The organism is Mesorhizobium sp. B3-2-1 (assembly GCF_006439515.1).
GTDB lineage: Bacteria > Pseudomonadota > Alphaproteobacteria > Rhizobiales > Rhizobiaceae > Mesorhizobium.
This window is the reverse complement of sequence record NZ_VFTI01000028.1, coordinates 42,329-56,589: the sequence shown is the minus strand read 5'-3', so window position 1 is coordinate 56,589 and position 14,261 is coordinate 42,329. Positions and strand designations below refer to the sequence as shown.

General features: G+C 67.2%; 13 protein-coding genes. 12 read left to right on the top strand and 1 reads right to left on the bottom strand.

What is annotated here, in order from left to right; genetic code table 11:
* The first annotated feature begins 4 nt into the window (after positions 1 to 4).
* Genes FJW08_RS24950 through FJW08_RS24930 form a run of 5 tightly spaced genes read left to right on the top strand, consistent with a single transcriptional unit; the run spans position 5 to position 7,158 of the window.
* Positions 5 to 3,544 (top strand): cobaltochelatase subunit CobN, encoded by a 3,540-nt coding sequence (locus FJW08_RS24950; protein WP_140812699.1) that lies wholly within the window; start codon positions 5 to 7, stop codon positions 3,542 to 3,544.
* Positions 3,541 to 5,007 carry a precorrin-3B synthase gene (gene cobG, locus FJW08_RS24945; protein ID WP_140812698.1) on the top strand — a complete coding sequence of 489 codons (1,467 nt, stop codon included), beginning with the start codon at positions 3,541 to 3,543 and terminating at the stop codon, positions 5,005 to 5,007. The genes FJW08_RS24950 and cobG overlap by 4 nt, the downstream gene beginning before the upstream one ends.
* A 2-nt stretch (positions 5,008 to 5,009) precedes the next feature.
* Entirely contained in the window at positions 5,010 to 5,642 is a 633-nt protein-coding gene (locus FJW08_RS24940) for a precorrin-8X methylmutase (protein WP_140812697.1), read from the top strand.
* The gene (locus FJW08_RS24935; protein WP_140812696.1) at positions 5,639 to 6,397 is read left to right on the top strand and encodes a precorrin-2 C(20)-methyltransferase; all 759 of its coding nucleotides are present in this window, start codon (positions 5,639 to 5,641) and stop codon (positions 6,395 to 6,397) included. Before FJW08_RS24940 ends, FJW08_RS24935 begins: the two co-directional genes overlap by 4 nt.
* A complete protein-coding gene (locus FJW08_RS24930; protein WP_140758042.1) occupies positions 6,394 to 7,158 on the top strand; it encodes a precorrin-3B C(17)-methyltransferase in 765 nt (254 codons plus the stop codon). Before FJW08_RS24935 ends, FJW08_RS24930 begins: the two co-directional genes overlap by 4 nt.
* On the opposite strand, the gene FJW08_RS24925 is transcribed toward FJW08_RS24930, so the two are convergent.
* Positions 7,122 to 7,889 (bottom strand): cobalt-precorrin-6A reductase, encoded by a 768-nt coding sequence (locus FJW08_RS24925; RefSeq protein WP_140812695.1) that lies wholly within the window; start codon positions 7,887 to 7,889, stop codon positions 7,122 to 7,124. The two genes, FJW08_RS24930 and FJW08_RS24925, sit on opposite strands and share 37 nt — an antisense overlap.
* A 1-nt stretch (position 7,890) precedes the next feature.
* Between FJW08_RS24925 and cbiE the strand changes: the two genes are divergently transcribed.
* The 7 genes from cbiE to cobT are packed head-to-tail and all read left to right on the top strand — an operon-like array spanning position 7,891 to position 14,231.
* On the top strand, positions 7,891 to 9,132 hold the full coding sequence (gene cbiE, locus FJW08_RS24920; RefSeq protein ID WP_140812694.1) for a precorrin-6y C5,15-methyltransferase (decarboxylating) subunit CbiE: 1,242 nt from the start codon (positions 7,891 to 7,893) through the stop codon (positions 9,130 to 9,132).
* Positions 9,129 to 9,515, top strand: a complete 387-nt coding sequence (locus FJW08_RS24915) for a cobalamin biosynthesis protein (protein ID WP_140812722.1) — start codon at positions 9,129 to 9,131, stop codon at positions 9,513 to 9,515. The genes cbiE and FJW08_RS24915 overlap by 4 nt, the downstream gene beginning before the upstream one ends.
* The gene (cobM, locus tag FJW08_RS24910) at positions 9,512 to 10,276 is read left to right on the top strand and encodes a precorrin-4 C(11)-methyltransferase (RefSeq protein ID WP_140812693.1); all 765 of its coding nucleotides are present in this window, start codon (positions 9,512 to 9,514) and stop codon (positions 10,274 to 10,276) included. The genes FJW08_RS24915 and cobM overlap by 4 nt, the downstream gene beginning before the upstream one ends.
* Entirely contained in the window at positions 10,273 to 11,091 is an 819-nt protein-coding gene (gene cobA, locus FJW08_RS24905; RefSeq protein ID WP_140758048.1) for a uroporphyrinogen-III C-methyltransferase, read from the top strand. The genes cobM and cobA overlap by 4 nt, the downstream gene beginning before the upstream one ends.
* Complete coding sequence (locus FJW08_RS24900; RefSeq protein WP_140812692.1) at positions 11,088 to 12,401, top strand: cobyrinate a,c-diamide synthase; 1,314 nt, start codon at positions 11,088 to 11,090, stop codon at positions 12,399 to 12,401. The genes cobA and FJW08_RS24900 overlap by 4 nt, the downstream gene beginning before the upstream one ends.
* A gap of 4 nt (positions 12,402 to 12,405) precedes the next feature.
* Positions 12,406 to 13,182, top strand: coding sequence for an adenosylcobinamide-GDP ribazoletransferase (gene cobS, locus FJW08_RS24895; protein ID WP_140758050.1), 777 nt, complete (start codon positions 12,406 to 12,408; stop codon positions 13,180 to 13,182).
* 38 nt (positions 13,183 to 13,220) lie between these two features.
* Entirely contained in the window at positions 13,221 to 14,231 is a 1,011-nt protein-coding gene (gene cobT, locus FJW08_RS24890; protein WP_140812691.1) for a nicotinate-nucleotide--dimethylbenzimidazole phosphoribosyltransferase, read from the top strand.
* Positions 14,232 to 14,261: the final 30 nt, after the last annotated feature.

The following is a 14,261-nucleotide window of genomic DNA, read 5'->3' as shown; positions in this document are numbered from 1 at the left end:
CGCGATGCACATCCTCACCACGACCTCCGCCTCGCTCGACGACCTCGCCGAGCCTGTCGATCTCAGGCAGACGCCGGCGGATATCGTGGCTCTATCCTTCACCGACAGCGACCTCGCCGGGCTGGCGGCGGCATGGAAGGCCGACGCCGATCGCCTGCCCTCGATGCGGCTGGCGGCACTGCGCGACCTGCGCCATCCCATGTCGGTCGACCTCTGGGTCGACAGCGTCGCCCGCCACGCCAAGGTCGTCCTGGTGCGTATCCTCGGCGGTTACGACTGGTGGCGCTATGGCTGCGACCAACTGGCGGCAATTGCCCGCGAACGCGGCATAAGACTGGCGCTGCTTCCCGGTGAAAGCCATGACGAGGATCTCAGGCTGATCGAAGCCTCGACGCTGCCCCGCGCCGAACTCGACGGCCTGCTCGGCTATTTCCGCGAGGGCGGCCCGGCCAATATGAACGCGCTGGTGCACAGGCTGGCGGGCTTGGCCGGACAGGATACATCAGTCGCCAGTCCGGTCAGCGTGCCGAAGGCCGGTTACTATCAGTCTGGAATGGGGGTCGCAGAGAAGCCGGACCTTTCAAATGTCAGCGCCCCCATCATCCCGATTCTCTTCTACCGATCGATGCTGCTCGCGGCCGATGTCGCCCCGATCGATGCGCTGGCCGACGCTTTGCGCTCCCAGGGACTGGCACCGGTCCCGATCTTTGTTTCCAGTCTCAAGGATCCGCTGTCCCTGGCATTCGCCGAAAATGCCGTCGCATCGCTGAAACCGGCCGCCATCATCGCCGCGACCGCTTTCGCGTCCGGCGCCGAGGCCGGCGTGGAAACCCTGTTCGACCGCGCCGGCGTGCCTGTCTTCCAGGTCATCGTCGCCACCACACGCCGCGACGTCTGGGAAAACAACCAGCGCGGGCTGGCACCCGCCGACCTTGCCATGCATGTCGTGCTGCCCGAACTCGATGGCCGCATCCTTGCCGGCGCCATTTCCTTCAAGGGCGAGAGTGATGTCGACCCGGCGCTGGGCCACCGTGCGTTGGCCAACCAGCCGCAAGCGGATCGTGTGGAGCAAGTGGCTAAGCGCGTAGCGGCCTTCATCCGTTTGCAAGAGACCCCGCGCGCCGAACGCAAGCTCGCGATCCTCATTCCCGATTATCCCAGCGCCCCTGGCCGCACCGGCTATGCGGTCGGGCTGGATGTGCCGTCCAGCGTGATCGCCATGCTGCACGACTTGAGCGAACAGGGCTATGCCGTTGAAGGGATTCCACAAACGCCGCGTGAATTGCTGGATTTGCTGGAGCGCGGCGATCATGGGCTGGGGCTGGAAGACTACGACTCCTTTTCGACGGAGTTACCGATATCGGCAATTGCCGCGGTAGAGGCTGCTTGGGGCAGAGCGGAAAGCGTGACAGGTCTTCGCGAGGCGCCCCCCTCTGTCCTGCCGGACATCTCCCCCTCAAGGGGGGAGATTGGCAGCTCCAGCGCCCCGTCCATCCCTGCAATGTTGGCATTTGGCGAAAGCCGTGACGACAGCGCAATCTCCCCCCTTGAGGGGGAGATGTCCGGCAGGACAGAGGGGGGCGCCTCGCGCAAACCTTCGCTATCAAGCAAGAAACACTTCCCCTTCCGCGCCGCGCATTTCGGCAACATCACCGTGGCCCTCGCTCCCGACCGTGGCCGTTCCGCCGATCGCCGCGCCGACTATCACGACTCGTCCCGGCCTCCGCGCCACGCTTTGATCGCCTTCGGCCTGTGGCTGCGCAGATCGCTCGGCGTCCATGCCTTGATCCATGTCGGCGCCCACGGCACGCTGGAATGGCTGCCCGGCAAGACGGTTGCGCTTTCGCAAAACTGCTTTCCCGAGATCGTGACCGGCTGCCTGCCCGTCATCTATCCCTTCATCGTCTCCAACCCCGGCGAGGCGGCACAGGCCAAGCGGCGGATCGCTGCCGTCACCCTTGGCCATCTGCCGCCGCCGCTGACGGGCGCCGGACTGGACGAGGGCCAGCACAAGCTCGAGCGGCTGGTCGACGAATATGCCCAGGCCGACGGCCTCGACCGCCGCCGCCGCGACCGTCTCGCCAGGTTGATTGTCGAAACCGCGCAAAAGACCGGCCTCGCCTCCGAAGCCGGCGTCGCCGCGACCGATGCGCCCGATGAAGCGCTGCGCCGCATCGACGCCTGGCTCTGCGACCTCAAGGATTTCGCCATCAAGGACGGGCTGCATGTCTACGGCCATGTCCCAGACGACGAGCCGGACCCCATGCGCAGGCAAAGCGCGGAAGCCGAGAAGGCCGCGCTGCTCGCCGCGCTCGATGGCCGCCACGTCAAGGCTGGCCCGGCCGGCGCGCCCGCGCGCGGCCGCTCCGACGTGCTGCCGACAGGCCGTAACCTGTTCACCTCGGACCCGCGCACCATGCCGACGCCGACCGCCTATGATCTCGGCAAGGTGGCTGCCGAGGAAGTGGTGCGCGGCTACATGCAATCGCATGGCGACTGGCCCCGCTCCTTGGTCATCGATCTCTGGGGCTCGGCCTCGCTGCGTACCGGCGGCGAGGAGATTGCGCAAGGCCTGGCGCTGATGGGCTGCCGGCCGCAATGGGATGCTGCCACCGGCCGCATCACCGGCATCGAGGTGCTGCCGCCGGCTACGCTCGGCCGCCCGCGCGTCGACGTCACCTGGCGCATATCAGGCCTGTTCCGCGACATGTTCCCGACCCAGATCGCACTGATCGACGCCGCAGCCAAAGCCGTTGCCGCGCGCGACGAGGACGATTCGGAAAATCCGCTCGCCGCCAGGACCCGCGCCGACGGCAAGGTCAGCCCGCGCATCTTCGGCACCTCGCCCGGCACTTACGGCGCCGGCGTCGAGGAGATTTTGTCCAGCGGCGACTGGGCGGCGCGCGAAGAGATCGGCCGCGCCTATCTCGACGCCACTTCGCATGCCTACGGCGGTGCCGGCGGCGAAGGCGTCTCGGCACCCGGAGCGTTTGAAGGCCGCATCGCCGAGGCCGATCTTCTCGTCCACACTGGCGACGACCCTGGCCGCGACATTCTCGAAGGCTCGGCCGACGTCGCCTTCATCGGCGGCTTTTCGGCCGCCTTGGCCACACTCGGCAGGAACGCCGACGTCATCGTGCTCGACACCACGGATCCGCAAAAGCCGAAACCGCGATCGGTTGGCGAGGCGGTGTCGCGCGTGGTGCGCGCCCGTGCCGTCAACGCCCGCTTCATATCAGGGCAGATGCGCCACGGTCCGCGCGGCGCCTCCGAATTCGCCGAGACGGTCGATCGGCTGGTCGGCTTCGCCGAGACCACCCATGCCATTTCAGGCGCGCTGATCGAGGCGGTGCATGATGCCTATCTCGGCGATGCGGAAGTCCGCGCCTTCATCCTGCGCGAAAATCCCGCAGCCGCCAAGGTCATCGCCGAGCGCTTCCTGTCGGCGCGCCGGCGCGGCCTCTGGCATCCCTTGCGCAATTCCATCGACGACGATCTCGCCGCGCTGATTGCCGAGGCCAACGCGCTCGGGGTCGCGGCATGAACGCCTTCTCGCGCCGCGGCGCCTGCCCTGCCTTGTCGGCGCCGATGCAGACAGGCGACGGCCTGCTGGTGCGGCTCAACCCCGTCGCCGAAGGCCTATCGCCGAAGCTCTTGATCGAGCTGGCCGAATCCGCCTTGCGGCACGGCAACGGCATCATGGAGGTGACGGCGCGCGGCAGCCTGCAAATCCGCGGCCTGACAACGGAAAGCGCTGCGTTGCTTGCAGCGGAGGTCGATGTATTGGGCATCGTGGTGCGCACCAGCGTACCGGTCGAGACCGGCCCGCTGGCCGGCATTGACCCGCAGGAGATCGCCGATCCGAGGCTAATGGCTGAGCGCATTCGGATGGCCGTTGAAGAAGCCGGGCTGGCAACAAGGCTGGGGCCGAAGGTTGCGGTGATCGTCGACGGCGGCGGGCAACTGACGCTGGATGCGGTGACGGCCGATGTCAGGTTGAAAGTGGTGCGGTCCGATATAGCCAGCCGTTGGCTTGTGTCCGTCGCCGGTGATGGGCAGACCGCGAGGTCGCTCGCTGTCGCGGATGAAGATGCGGCGCGCGACATTGCCGTCGCGGCGCTGCGGATGGTTGCCGAGAAAGGCCGCGAGGCGCACACGCGGGATTTGTCGGAGAGGCAGTTGGCGTCTCTCGCAAGCTGGCACTCTACGGCGCCCCCCTCTGTCCTGCCGGACATCTCCCCCTCAAGGGGGGAGATCGGCAGCTTGGGCCCTAGCACTTCCCTTTCAACATCGAAAATTGGCGAAGACAGCGATAACAGCGCAATCTCCCCCCTAGAGGGGGAGATGTCCGGCAGGACAGAGGGGGGCGCCGTAGAGCACAGTCGCCTGCCGATTGGCCTCTTCAATCTGAACAACGGCCACGCCCTCGGCATTGGCCTCCCCTACGGCAGCATGCCAGCGGACAAAATCATCGCCCTCGCGCAAAAAACTCTCGCCCTCGGCGCAACCGAAATCCGCCTCGCCCCGGGCCGCGCCCTGCTGTTCCTAGGTCAGCCGGCGGACACTAGTCAGCCTCTACAGCAAACTGCCGCCACCCTCGGCTTCGTCACCACCCCCGCCGACCCGCGCACGCGCATCGCGGCCTGCCCCGGCGCGCCGGCCTGCGCGTCCGGCCGGATCGCGACCCGTGACATCGCCGAGGCGATCGCCGCCGAAAACGCCGACATCCTCGACTTCACCCTGCACATTTCCGGCTGCGCAAAAGGCTGCGCACATCCCGGCCCGGCAGCACTCACAATTGTCGGCGACGAAAACGGAGCCGGACTTGTCGTGAACGCGACGGCAAAGGCTCTTCCTGCCGGCTACAGGCCGGGCTATGACGCCGCGCGCGGCATCAGCCGCGTCGCGGCGATGATCCACAGCGCACGATTTCAAGGCGAAGCCGCCGCCGCTTGCCTGACAAGGCTGGGCACGGCCGGCATCGCCGAGACCTACAAACAGGAATGAGCATGGCCGCCTACGACTACATCCACGACGGCACGGCGATCTACGAGCGATCCTTCGCCATCATTCGCGCCGAGGCCGATCTCTCGCGCTTCTCGGAGGCCGAGGCCGACGTCGCCATCCGCATGATCCATGCCTGCGGCCAGGTCGAGGCAGCAAGTCATTTCGTTTTCTCCAACGATTTCGTCACCGCCGCCCGCACCGCTTTGGCGGCCGGCGCGCCGATCTTCTGCGACGCTGAAATGGTCTCGCATGGCGTCACCCGAGCCCGGCTGCCGGCCGGCAACGAGGTGATCTGCACCTTGCGCGACCCGCGCACGCACGACATCGCCAGGGAGATCGGCAATACCCGCTCGGCCGCCGCGATCGACCTGTGGGGCGAGCGCATGGCCGGTTCGGTCATCGCCATCGGCAACGCGCCAACCGCACTGTTCTATCTCCTCGAGAAGCTGCGCGACGGCGCGCCCAAGCCAGCCGCGATCATCGGCATGCCGGTCGGTTTCGTCGGCGCCGCCGAATCCAAGGATGCGCTGGCCGAGAATTCCTATGGCGTGCCCTACGCCATCGTGCGCGGCAGGCTTGGTGGCAGCGCCATGACCGCCGCCGCGCTCAATTCGCTGGCGAGGCCGGGGCTGTGAACGCTTTTCCCAAAGGCCGTCTCGTCGGTGTCGGCACCGGTCCCGGCGATCCCGAACTGCTTACGCTGAAGGCCGCGCGGACCTTGGCGGAAGCCGATGTCGTGGCCTATTTCGCCAAGCGCGGCAACAACAGCAATGCGCGCGCCATCGTCGAAGCGCGCTTCCGGCCCGACATGGTGGAACTGCCGCTGCTCTATCCCGTGACCACCGAGATCGACAAGGATCACGACGATTACCGCTCGCAGATATCAGGTTTCTACGAGGAGTCGGCAGACAGGGTCGCCGAGCACCTCGACGCCGGCAAGATGGTTGCCGTGCTGTCCGAAGGCGATCCGTTGTTCTATGGCTCCTACATGCATCTGCATGTGCGCCTCGCCCATCACTACCCGACCGAGGTCATTCCCGGCATCACCGCCATGTCCGGCTGCTGGTCGCAGACCGGTGTGCCGATCGTCCAAGGCGACGACGTGCTGACGGTCCTGCCCGGCACGATGAGCGAATTCGACCTGACGCGCCGCCTCGCCGATACTGACGCTGCCGTCATCATGAAGGTCGGCCGCAACCTGCCCAAGATCAGGCGCGCGCTGGAGGCGACGGGCAAGCTGATGCGCGCCGTCTATGTCGAGCGCGGCACCATGGCCGGCAGCGTCTCGATGAAGCTTGCCGACAAGCCGGACGACAAGGCGCCCTACTTCGCTATTGTGCTGGTTGCCGGCTGGTCCGGCCGCCCAGCCGTCGCTGGAGCCCAGGCATGAGCGGCCGTCTCACTGTCATCGGCCTCGGACCCGGCAATGCCGACCAGGTCACGCCGCAAGCCAGCCACGCTATCGCCGAGGCAAAATTCTTCTACGGCTACAAGCCTTATCTCGACCGGCTCGAGCTGCGCCCGGACCAGACCCGCGTCGCTTCCGACAACCGTGAGGAACTCGCCCGTTCCAAGGATGCCCTGACCAAGGCCGCCGAGGGCCACGACGTCGCCGTGGTGTCCGGCGGCGATCCCGGCGTGTTTGCCATGGCCGCAGCGGTCTGCGAGGCGATCGAGGCCGGTCCGGCCGAATGGCGTGCGGTCGATGTCGCCGTCGTGCCTGGCGTCACCGCCATGCTGGCGGTCGCTGCCCGCATCGGCGCGCCGCTCGGCCACGACTTCTGCGCCATTTCGCTTTCCGACAATCTGAAGCCATGGGATCTAATCGAACTGCGCCTGCTGGCGGCGGCCGGCGCCGGCTTCGTCATCGCGCTCTACAACCCAATCAGCAAGGCGCGTCCCTGGCAGCTTGGCCGCGCCTTCGAATGCCTGACCGCCATCCTGCCCGGCACGACGCCGGTGATCTTCGGCCGCGCCGCCGGCCGCCCGGACGAGCGCATCGAGGTCTATCTGCTGGCCGATGTCGACGCAGAAAAGGCCGACATGGCGACCTGCATCATCATCGGCTCGCCGGAAACCCGGATCATCAAGCGCGGCGACAAGCCGGCGCTGGTCTACACGCCTCGCTCGGCATCGGGCTCGACAAAATGACGCACCATCGCGGCCAGCGCTTCGACGGTTTCGGCAGAAGGCACGTCCGGCAGATCGGGCCTGCGCACCATGATCACCTGGAGGCCGAGCGCCCTGGCAGCGGCGATCTTCCCGTATGTCGCCGCGCCGCCACTGTTCTTCGACACCACGACATCGATGCGATGCTTTTCGAGCAGCACGCGCTCGTCGGTCTCGCCAAACGGTCCGCGCGCCAACAGATACACGGCATCAGGCACAACCAACTTCGGCTCGACCGGATCGACGCTGCGGATGAGATAGTGGTGCTGGGGCGCTACCTCGAAGGCGGCGACCTCCTGTCGGCCAAGCGCCAGGAAAACGCGGCGCGGCACATCGCCAAGCGCCCGTGCCGCGGCGGCAACGCTGTCGACCTCAAGCCAGCGGTCGCCTTGGATGGCCTCCCAGCCCGGGCGCCGCAAGGCAAGGATCGGCACGCCGCTCTTGCGCGCGGCCATTGCCGCATTGGCGGAGATTCGCGCCGCGTAGGGATGCGTGGCATCGATCAGCAGGTCGATGGACGTCTGCCTGAGATAGGTGGCCAGACCATCGGCGCCGCCGAACCCTCCACTTCGCACGGGCACGCCCTGCGCGACGGGACTTTCCGTACGGCCGGCCAGCGAAAGCGTGACCGAGCAATCGGCGCGCGCCGCCAGTTTTCCAGCCAGTTGCCGGGCTTCGGTGGTGCCGCCAAGGATCAGAATGCGGTGGGTCATTATGCCTGCTGAGGGTCCGCGCGGCGCCAAGCTCAACTCAAAATGGCTCACCATCGTCGGCATCGGCGAGGACGGTTTAGCGGGTCTTGGCGACGAGGCCAAGCGGCGGATCGCCGAGGCGGAGTTCATCTTCGGCGGCAAGCGGCATCTGGCGCTCGTCACTTCCTTCGCCAAGGGCAAGCCGCGTCCCTGGCCGGTTCCGTTCGATGCCGGGATGGCCGATGTCTTGGCGCTTGCCGGCAGAAACGTCTGCGTGCTCGCCTCCGGCGACCCGTTCTTCCACGGGGTCGGCGCCACCCTCGCCCGCAAGGTCAACCCGCGCGATATGGATGTCATCCCAGCGCCGTCAGCCATTTCGCTGGCCGCCGCCCGTCTTGGCTGGGCGCTGCAGGACATCGAGATCATCTCGCTGCACGGTCACCCGATCGACCTGATCCGCCCGCTGCTGCAGCCCAACGCACGCATCCTGGCGCTGACATCGGACGGCGATGCACCTGCTGCAATTGGGCGCCTGCTCACCGAACTCGATTTCGGCGCTTCGCGGCTGACGGTCCTGGAGGCATTGGGCGGACCGAAGGAGACATTGCGTTCGGTTCGCGCCGACGCCTTCGACATCGAAAACGTCAATCCGCTCAATGTGCTGGCCATCGAAATTGATTCAGCTCCGCAAGGCCGCGTGCTGCCGCTCACATCAGGCCTTGCCGATCATCTGTTCGAGCATGACGGCCAGATCACCAAGCGTGAAATCCGCGCCGTGACCCTGTCGGCGCTGGCGCCGAGGCGCGGCGAATTGCTGTGGGACGTCGGCGCCGGCTCAGGCTCCGTCGGCATCGAATGGATGCTCGCCCAGCCCTCGATGCGCGCCATCGCCATCGAGGCCGATCCGGCCCGCGCCGCCCGCATCGGCCACAACGCCGTTGCCTGCGGCGTTCCCGGCCTCGTCATCGTGGAAGGCAGCGCGCCCAAGGCGCTTGTAAAACTGGAGACGCCCGATGCCATCTTCATCGGCGGTGGCGGCAGCGACGCCGGCGTCTTGAACGCCGCCATCAAGGCTTTGCGCGCCGGCGGCCGTCTTGTCGCCAACGCGGTGACGCTGGAAATGGAAGCCCTGCTCCTCGCCCAGCACACAAAGCGCGGCGGCGATCTCACACGCATCGCCATCTCCCGCGCTTCGCCGGTCGGCTCCATGCAGGCATGGCGGCCGGCCATGCCTGTCACGCAATGGAACTGGGTAAAGCCATGATGGTCGCGGGCATCGGCAGCCGAAAGGGCGTCACCGTCCAGGAGGTGCTCGCGGCGATAGAAACCGCGCTCGAAGCGCACGGCCTGGCGATGTCCGCTCTTTCGGCACTGGCCACCGCGGCGCTCAAAAAGGATGAAGACGCGATCGCCGCCGCTGGTCGCAAGCTGAACCTTCCCGTCATCATCGTCGACGAGGCGACCCTTGAGGCCGCCTCGCCGCGGACGCTCAGCAACTCCAGCCTCTCGCGGGACCTCGCCGGCACGCCATCGGTTTCGGAAGCCTCGGCCCTTGCCGTCGCCGGCAAAGGCGCCAGCCTGCTTGGTCCGCGCACCGTGCTCGGCGCGGTCACCTGCGCAATCGCCATCAGCGGAGACGCACCATGACCGTCCATTTCATCGGCGCCGGGCCGGGTGCCGCCGACCTCATCACGCTGCGTGGCGCAAGGCTCTTGGCGAGTTGCCCGGTCTGCCTTCACGCCGGCTCCATCGTCGCGCCGGAATTGCTGCAGCATTGCGCGGCGGGAACAAGATTGATCGACACCGCGCCGATGTCGCTGGACGAGATCGAGGCTGAATATGTGGCCGCCCACAAAGCCGGCCATGACGTTGCGCGCCTGCACTCCGGCGACCTGTCGGTGTGGAGCGCCGTCGCCGAGCAGATCCGCCGGCTGGAAAAGCATGGCATCCCCTACACGCTGACGCCGGGCGTCCCTTCCTTCGCGGCCGCCGCCGCCGCACTTCGCCGCGAACTGACCATTCCCGAAGTCGCGCAAAGCCTGGTGCTGACCCGCGTTTCGGGGCGTGCGTCGAAAATGCCGCCCGGCGAAACCTTGGCCGGCTTCGGCCGCACCGGCGCCACGCTGGCCATCCATCTTGCCATCCACGCCATCGACCGCGTCGTCGCCGAACTGACGCCGCACTATGGCGGCGATTGCCCGGTCGCGATCGTCTTCCGCGCCTCCTGGCCGGACGAGCGCGTGCTGACCGGCACGTTGGAGACCATCGAGGCGCTACTGGCCGCCGATCCGATGGAGCGTACGGCGCTCATCTTCGTCGGTCGCTCGCTGGCGGCGGAAGGCTTTGGCGAGAGTTCATTGTATGACGCCCATTATCAGCGGCGTTTTCGCGGACGGGACGGATTGTGAGCGGCAGCACTGGAAATAAAGGCGAAAACGCCACGCTCGAACAGGCGCTCGCGCGGCTGAACTTCAAGCCGCGTCCGCTTGAGCCGGGTCATGTCTGGTTGGCCGGCGCCGGCCCCGGCGATCCGGGCTGCCTGACCCTGGAAGTGCTGGCGGCGCTGGCCGAAGCGGATGCGCTGGTCTACGACGCTCTGGTTTCGCCTGATGTCGTCGCGGTTGCCGATAACGCCGAGCTTTTCTTTGCGGGAAAACGCGGCGGCCAACCCTCGATGAAGCAGGACGACATCACCGCTTTGTTGGTGCGGCTGGCGCGTGAAGGCCGCCGCGTCGTCAGGCTGAAGGGCGGCGACCCCTATATTTTTGGCCGTGGCGGCGAAGAGGCGCTGGCGCTGGCGCGCGAAAACATCGCGTTTCGCGTGCTGCCGGGCCTGACATCGGGCCTCAGCGCGCTGGCGGCCACCGGCATCCCGGCCACCATGCGCGGCATCAACAAGGCTGTCATTCTTGCGACCGGCCACGCCGCAGGCACCGACGACGACATCGACTGGGCGGCCATCGCCCGCACCGGCCAGCCCGTGGTCGTCTATATGGGCATGGCCAATCTGCCGCTGATAGCAGCCGCCCTGCTCGACGGCGGACTGGCGCCGTCGACGCCGGCGGCCGTAATCGTTGCTGCGACCACCCCAAAGGAGCGAACCGTCGTCGCCACGCTCGCCACCATTGCCGAGGCAGCGGCGGCCGCCGGGCTCGCCTCGCCGGCATTGATCGTCGTCGGCGGCATCGTCGCCATGCGCGCGGCATTGGCGGCGCAGGCATGACGGCGCGCGCGATCATCATCGGCGCGCCGCGCTCCGGTTCGGGCAAGACAAGCGTCACCATCGGCATCCTGCGCGCGCTCACCCGGCGCGGCCTGAAGGTTCGTGGCGCCAAATCCGGCCCGGACTACATCGACCCCGGCTTCCACACCGCCGCCACCGGGCTATCCGGCGTCAACCTCGACAGTTGGGCGATGTCGCCGTCGCTGCTCAATGCGCTGGCCGCACAGGCAGCCGACGATACCGACTTCGTCATCCTCGAAAGCGCCATGGGCTTGTTCGACGGCATCCCGGCCTCGCCGGGGCGCACCGGTTCCGCCGCCGATCTCGCCCGGCTTTACGGCCTGCCGGTGCTGCTGGTGCTCGACGTATCGGGCCAGTCGACCACGGCGGCGGCCGTCGCCAAGGGTTTTGCGACTTACGATCCGGATGTGCGCATGGCGGGCGTCGTGCTGAACCGGCTGGGCAGCGAGCGCCACCGGCGGCTCTCCGGCGACGCCATCGAGGCGATCGGCCTGCCCGTCGTCGGCGCTATTTTGCGCGACCCCTCGCTCAATTTGCCCGAACGCCATCTCGGCCTCGTCCAGGCCGGCGAATATGATGACCTGATGGCGCATCTCGACCGGCTCGCCGACATGGCCGAGAAGTCGCTCGACCTCGACGCTGTCATGGCGCTGGCAGCACCCCTCGCCCCGGCGGTTGGCGACTTCGCCGACGCGCTGCGGCCGCCTGGTCAGCGCATCGCGCTGGCCGAGGATGCCGCCTTCACCTTCCTCTACCCGCATGTCGCCGCCTGTTGGCGCAAGGCCGGCGCGGAGATCGTTCCGTTCTCGCCGCTCGCAGATGAAGCGCCCGACGAGGATTGCGATGTCTGCTGGCTGTCCGGTGGCTATCCCGAGCTTCACGCCGGCAAACTCGCAGCTGCCACGAATTTCCACGCGGGAATGGCACGTTTCGCCACGACAAAGCCGATCCATGGCGAGTGCGGTGGCTTCATGGTGCTTGGTGAAGTGCTGGAGGATGCTTCCGGCGAAACGCATCGCATGCTCGGCCTGCTCGGCCATTCCACCAGCTTCGCCAGACGCAAGATGAACCTCGGCTATCGCGAGGCACGGCTGCGCACCGACTGTCCGCTGGGGCCGCAAGGCGCGCTGATCCGGGGGCACGAATTCCACTATGCGCAGATGACGGCGACCGGCAATGACGAGCCGCTTGCAGACCTCGCCGACGGCCAGGGCAATCCGCTCGGCGCATCCGGCTACCGGCGTGGCCATGTCAGCGGCACCTTCTTCCACGCCATCGCGCGGGCCTAGAACCATGAAGTTCCGAAGAATCACCCTGTCACCTCGGCAAGTCCTCGACGACATCGCCCTTTGCCTGGTCTTCTTCACGCGCCTGCCGCTGCCCGTGTTCGATTTTCGTGGCCGCAGCCTCTCCGCCGCGATCTGGGCCGCTCCTATTGCCGGCCTCGTCGTCGGCTTGATCGGCGCCATCGTCTTTGCCACGGCGGAACGCTTTGGCCTTGCCATAGGACCGTCGGCGGCGCTTGCCCTTGTTGCAACCGTGCTCACCACAGGCTGCCTGCACGAGGATGGGCTCTCCGACGTCGCCGACGGCTTCGGTGGCGGCAAGTCGCGCGGACGCAAGCTCGAGATCATGCGTGACAGCCGCATCGGCGCCTATGGGGCCATGGCGCTGGCGCTGTCACTGCTGATCCGCTGGAGCACGCTTTCGGAACTCCCCGATCCCACGCAAGCCCTCTTCGCTCTGGCGGCGGCGCATGCGGCTTCGCGCGGCGTGCTCGGCGCGTTCATGCATCTCTTGCCGGCGGCGCGGTCCGACGGCCTGTCGGCCGGGGCCGGCGCCGTCTCGCTCGAAATGGCAATTGCCGGCGCCGTGATCGGCGCTATTCCGCTGCTCCTGCTTGGCCCCGGCGGCGCCATCGCCGCGCTCATCCTCCTTGGCCTGCTGTTTGCTGCCTTCCACGCCCTTTGCCTCAACCAGATCGATGGCCAGACCGGCGACACGGTTGGCGCCTTGCAGCAATTGAGCGAAATCGTAGTGCTTCTCGTCGCTTCCGTAGCTCTTTCCTGACCCCCTCGACCTGATTCCCTTCTGGAGACCTTGCCCCCATGCCCTTCAAATCCCTCGATGAACTGCGCGAAGCCTGTCTCGACCTGCCAGCCGGCAGCGAGGCCGCGGCCAATGCCGTTGCCCGCCGCCAGGATACACTGACCAAGCCGCAAGGCAGCCTCGGCCGGCTCGAATCGATCGCCGTCTGGCTGGCGCGCTGGCAAGGCCGTGACATGCCGAAGCTCGACCGCGTGAAAGTCTTCGTCTTCGCCGGCAACCACGGCGTCACCGCGCAAGGCGTGTCGGCCTACCCTTCGGAAGTCACCGTGCAGATGGTGGCCAATTTTGCCGGCGGCGGTGCCGCCATCAACCAGCTCGCCCGCATCGCCGGCGCCGAGCTCGACGTCATCCCGCTCGACCTCGACCATCCGACCGGCGACTTCACGCAGACATCCGCGATGGACGAGAAAGCTTTTCTCGCCGCAGTGTCCGCAGGCCATGACGCGGTGACCAAAGACATCGACCTCGTCTGCTTTGGCGAAATGGGCATCGGCAACACCACGCCGGCCGCCGCCATTTCGGCTGCCCTGTTCGGCGGCGGTGCCGAAAAATGGACCGGACGCGGCACCGGCGTCGACGATGCCGGCCTGAAGCGCAAGGTGGTCGCCATCGAAGCCGGCCTGAAGCGCCACGCCGCAGCCCTTGCCGATCCGCTGGCGATCGCAGCCTCCCTTGGCGGGCGCGAACTCGCCGCTATCTTCGGCGCCACGCTCGCCGCGCGGCATCTGGGCATACCCGTGCTGCTCGATGGCTTCGTCTGCACCGCCGCCGCCGCGCCGCTGGCGAAACTGCACCCGACCGGCCTTGCTCATACGATCGCCGCACACGTCTCCGCCGAATCGGGCCATCGCGGCCTGCTCGAAGCGCTCGCCCTGCCGCCGCTGCTCGATCTCGGCATGCGGCTCGGCGAAGGCTCCGGCGCCTGCCTGGCCGTCAACATCGTGCGCTCGGCGCTGGAGTGCCATGCGAGAATGGCAAGCTTTGCCGAGGCGGGGGTGTCGGAGAAGTAATCCGTCAAACTTTCAACGTGATTGAGCCAA

What these genes read in the sequence shown, in the direction of transcription:
- FJW08_RS24950 (WP_140812699.1), top strand. Translation starts at nt 5, where the DNA reads ATGCACATCCTCACCACGACCTCCGCCTCGCTCGACGACCTCGCCGAG.
- cobG (WP_140812698.1), top strand. Translation starts at nt 3,541, where the DNA reads ATGAACGCCTTCTCGCGCCGCGGCGCCTGCCCTGCCTTGTCGGCGCCG.
- FJW08_RS24940 (WP_140812697.1), top strand. Translation starts at nt 5,010, where the DNA reads ATGGCCGCCTACGACTACATCCACGACGGCACGGCGATCTACGAGCGA.
- FJW08_RS24930 (WP_140758042.1), top strand. Translation starts at nt 6,394, where the DNA reads ATGAGCGGCCGTCTCACTGTCATCGGCCTCGGACCCGGCAATGCCGAC.
- FJW08_RS24925 (WP_140812695.1), bottom strand. Translation starts at nt 7,889, where the DNA reads ATGACCCACCGCATTCTGATCCTTGGCGGCACCACCGAAGCCCGGCAA.
- cbiE (WP_140812694.1), top strand. Translation starts at nt 7,891, where the DNA reads ATGCCTGCTGAGGGTCCGCGCGGCGCCAAGCTCAACTCAAAATGGCTC.
- FJW08_RS24915 (WP_140812722.1), top strand. Translation starts at nt 9,129, where the DNA reads ATGATGGTCGCGGGCATCGGCAGCCGAAAGGGCGTCACCGTCCAGGAG.
- cobM (WP_140812693.1), top strand. Translation starts at nt 9,512, where the DNA reads ATGACCGTCCATTTCATCGGCGCCGGGCCGGGTGCCGCCGACCTCATC.
- FJW08_RS24900 (WP_140812692.1), top strand. Translation starts at nt 11,088, where the DNA reads ATGACGGCGCGCGCGATCATCATCGGCGCGCCGCGCTCCGGTTCGGGC.
- cobS (WP_140758050.1), top strand. Translation starts at nt 12,406, where the DNA reads ATGAAGTTCCGAAGAATCACCCTGTCACCTCGGCAAGTCCTCGACGAC.
- cobT (WP_140812691.1), top strand. Translation starts at nt 13,221, where the DNA reads ATGCCCTTCAAATCCCTCGATGAACTGCGCGAAGCCTGTCTCGACCTG.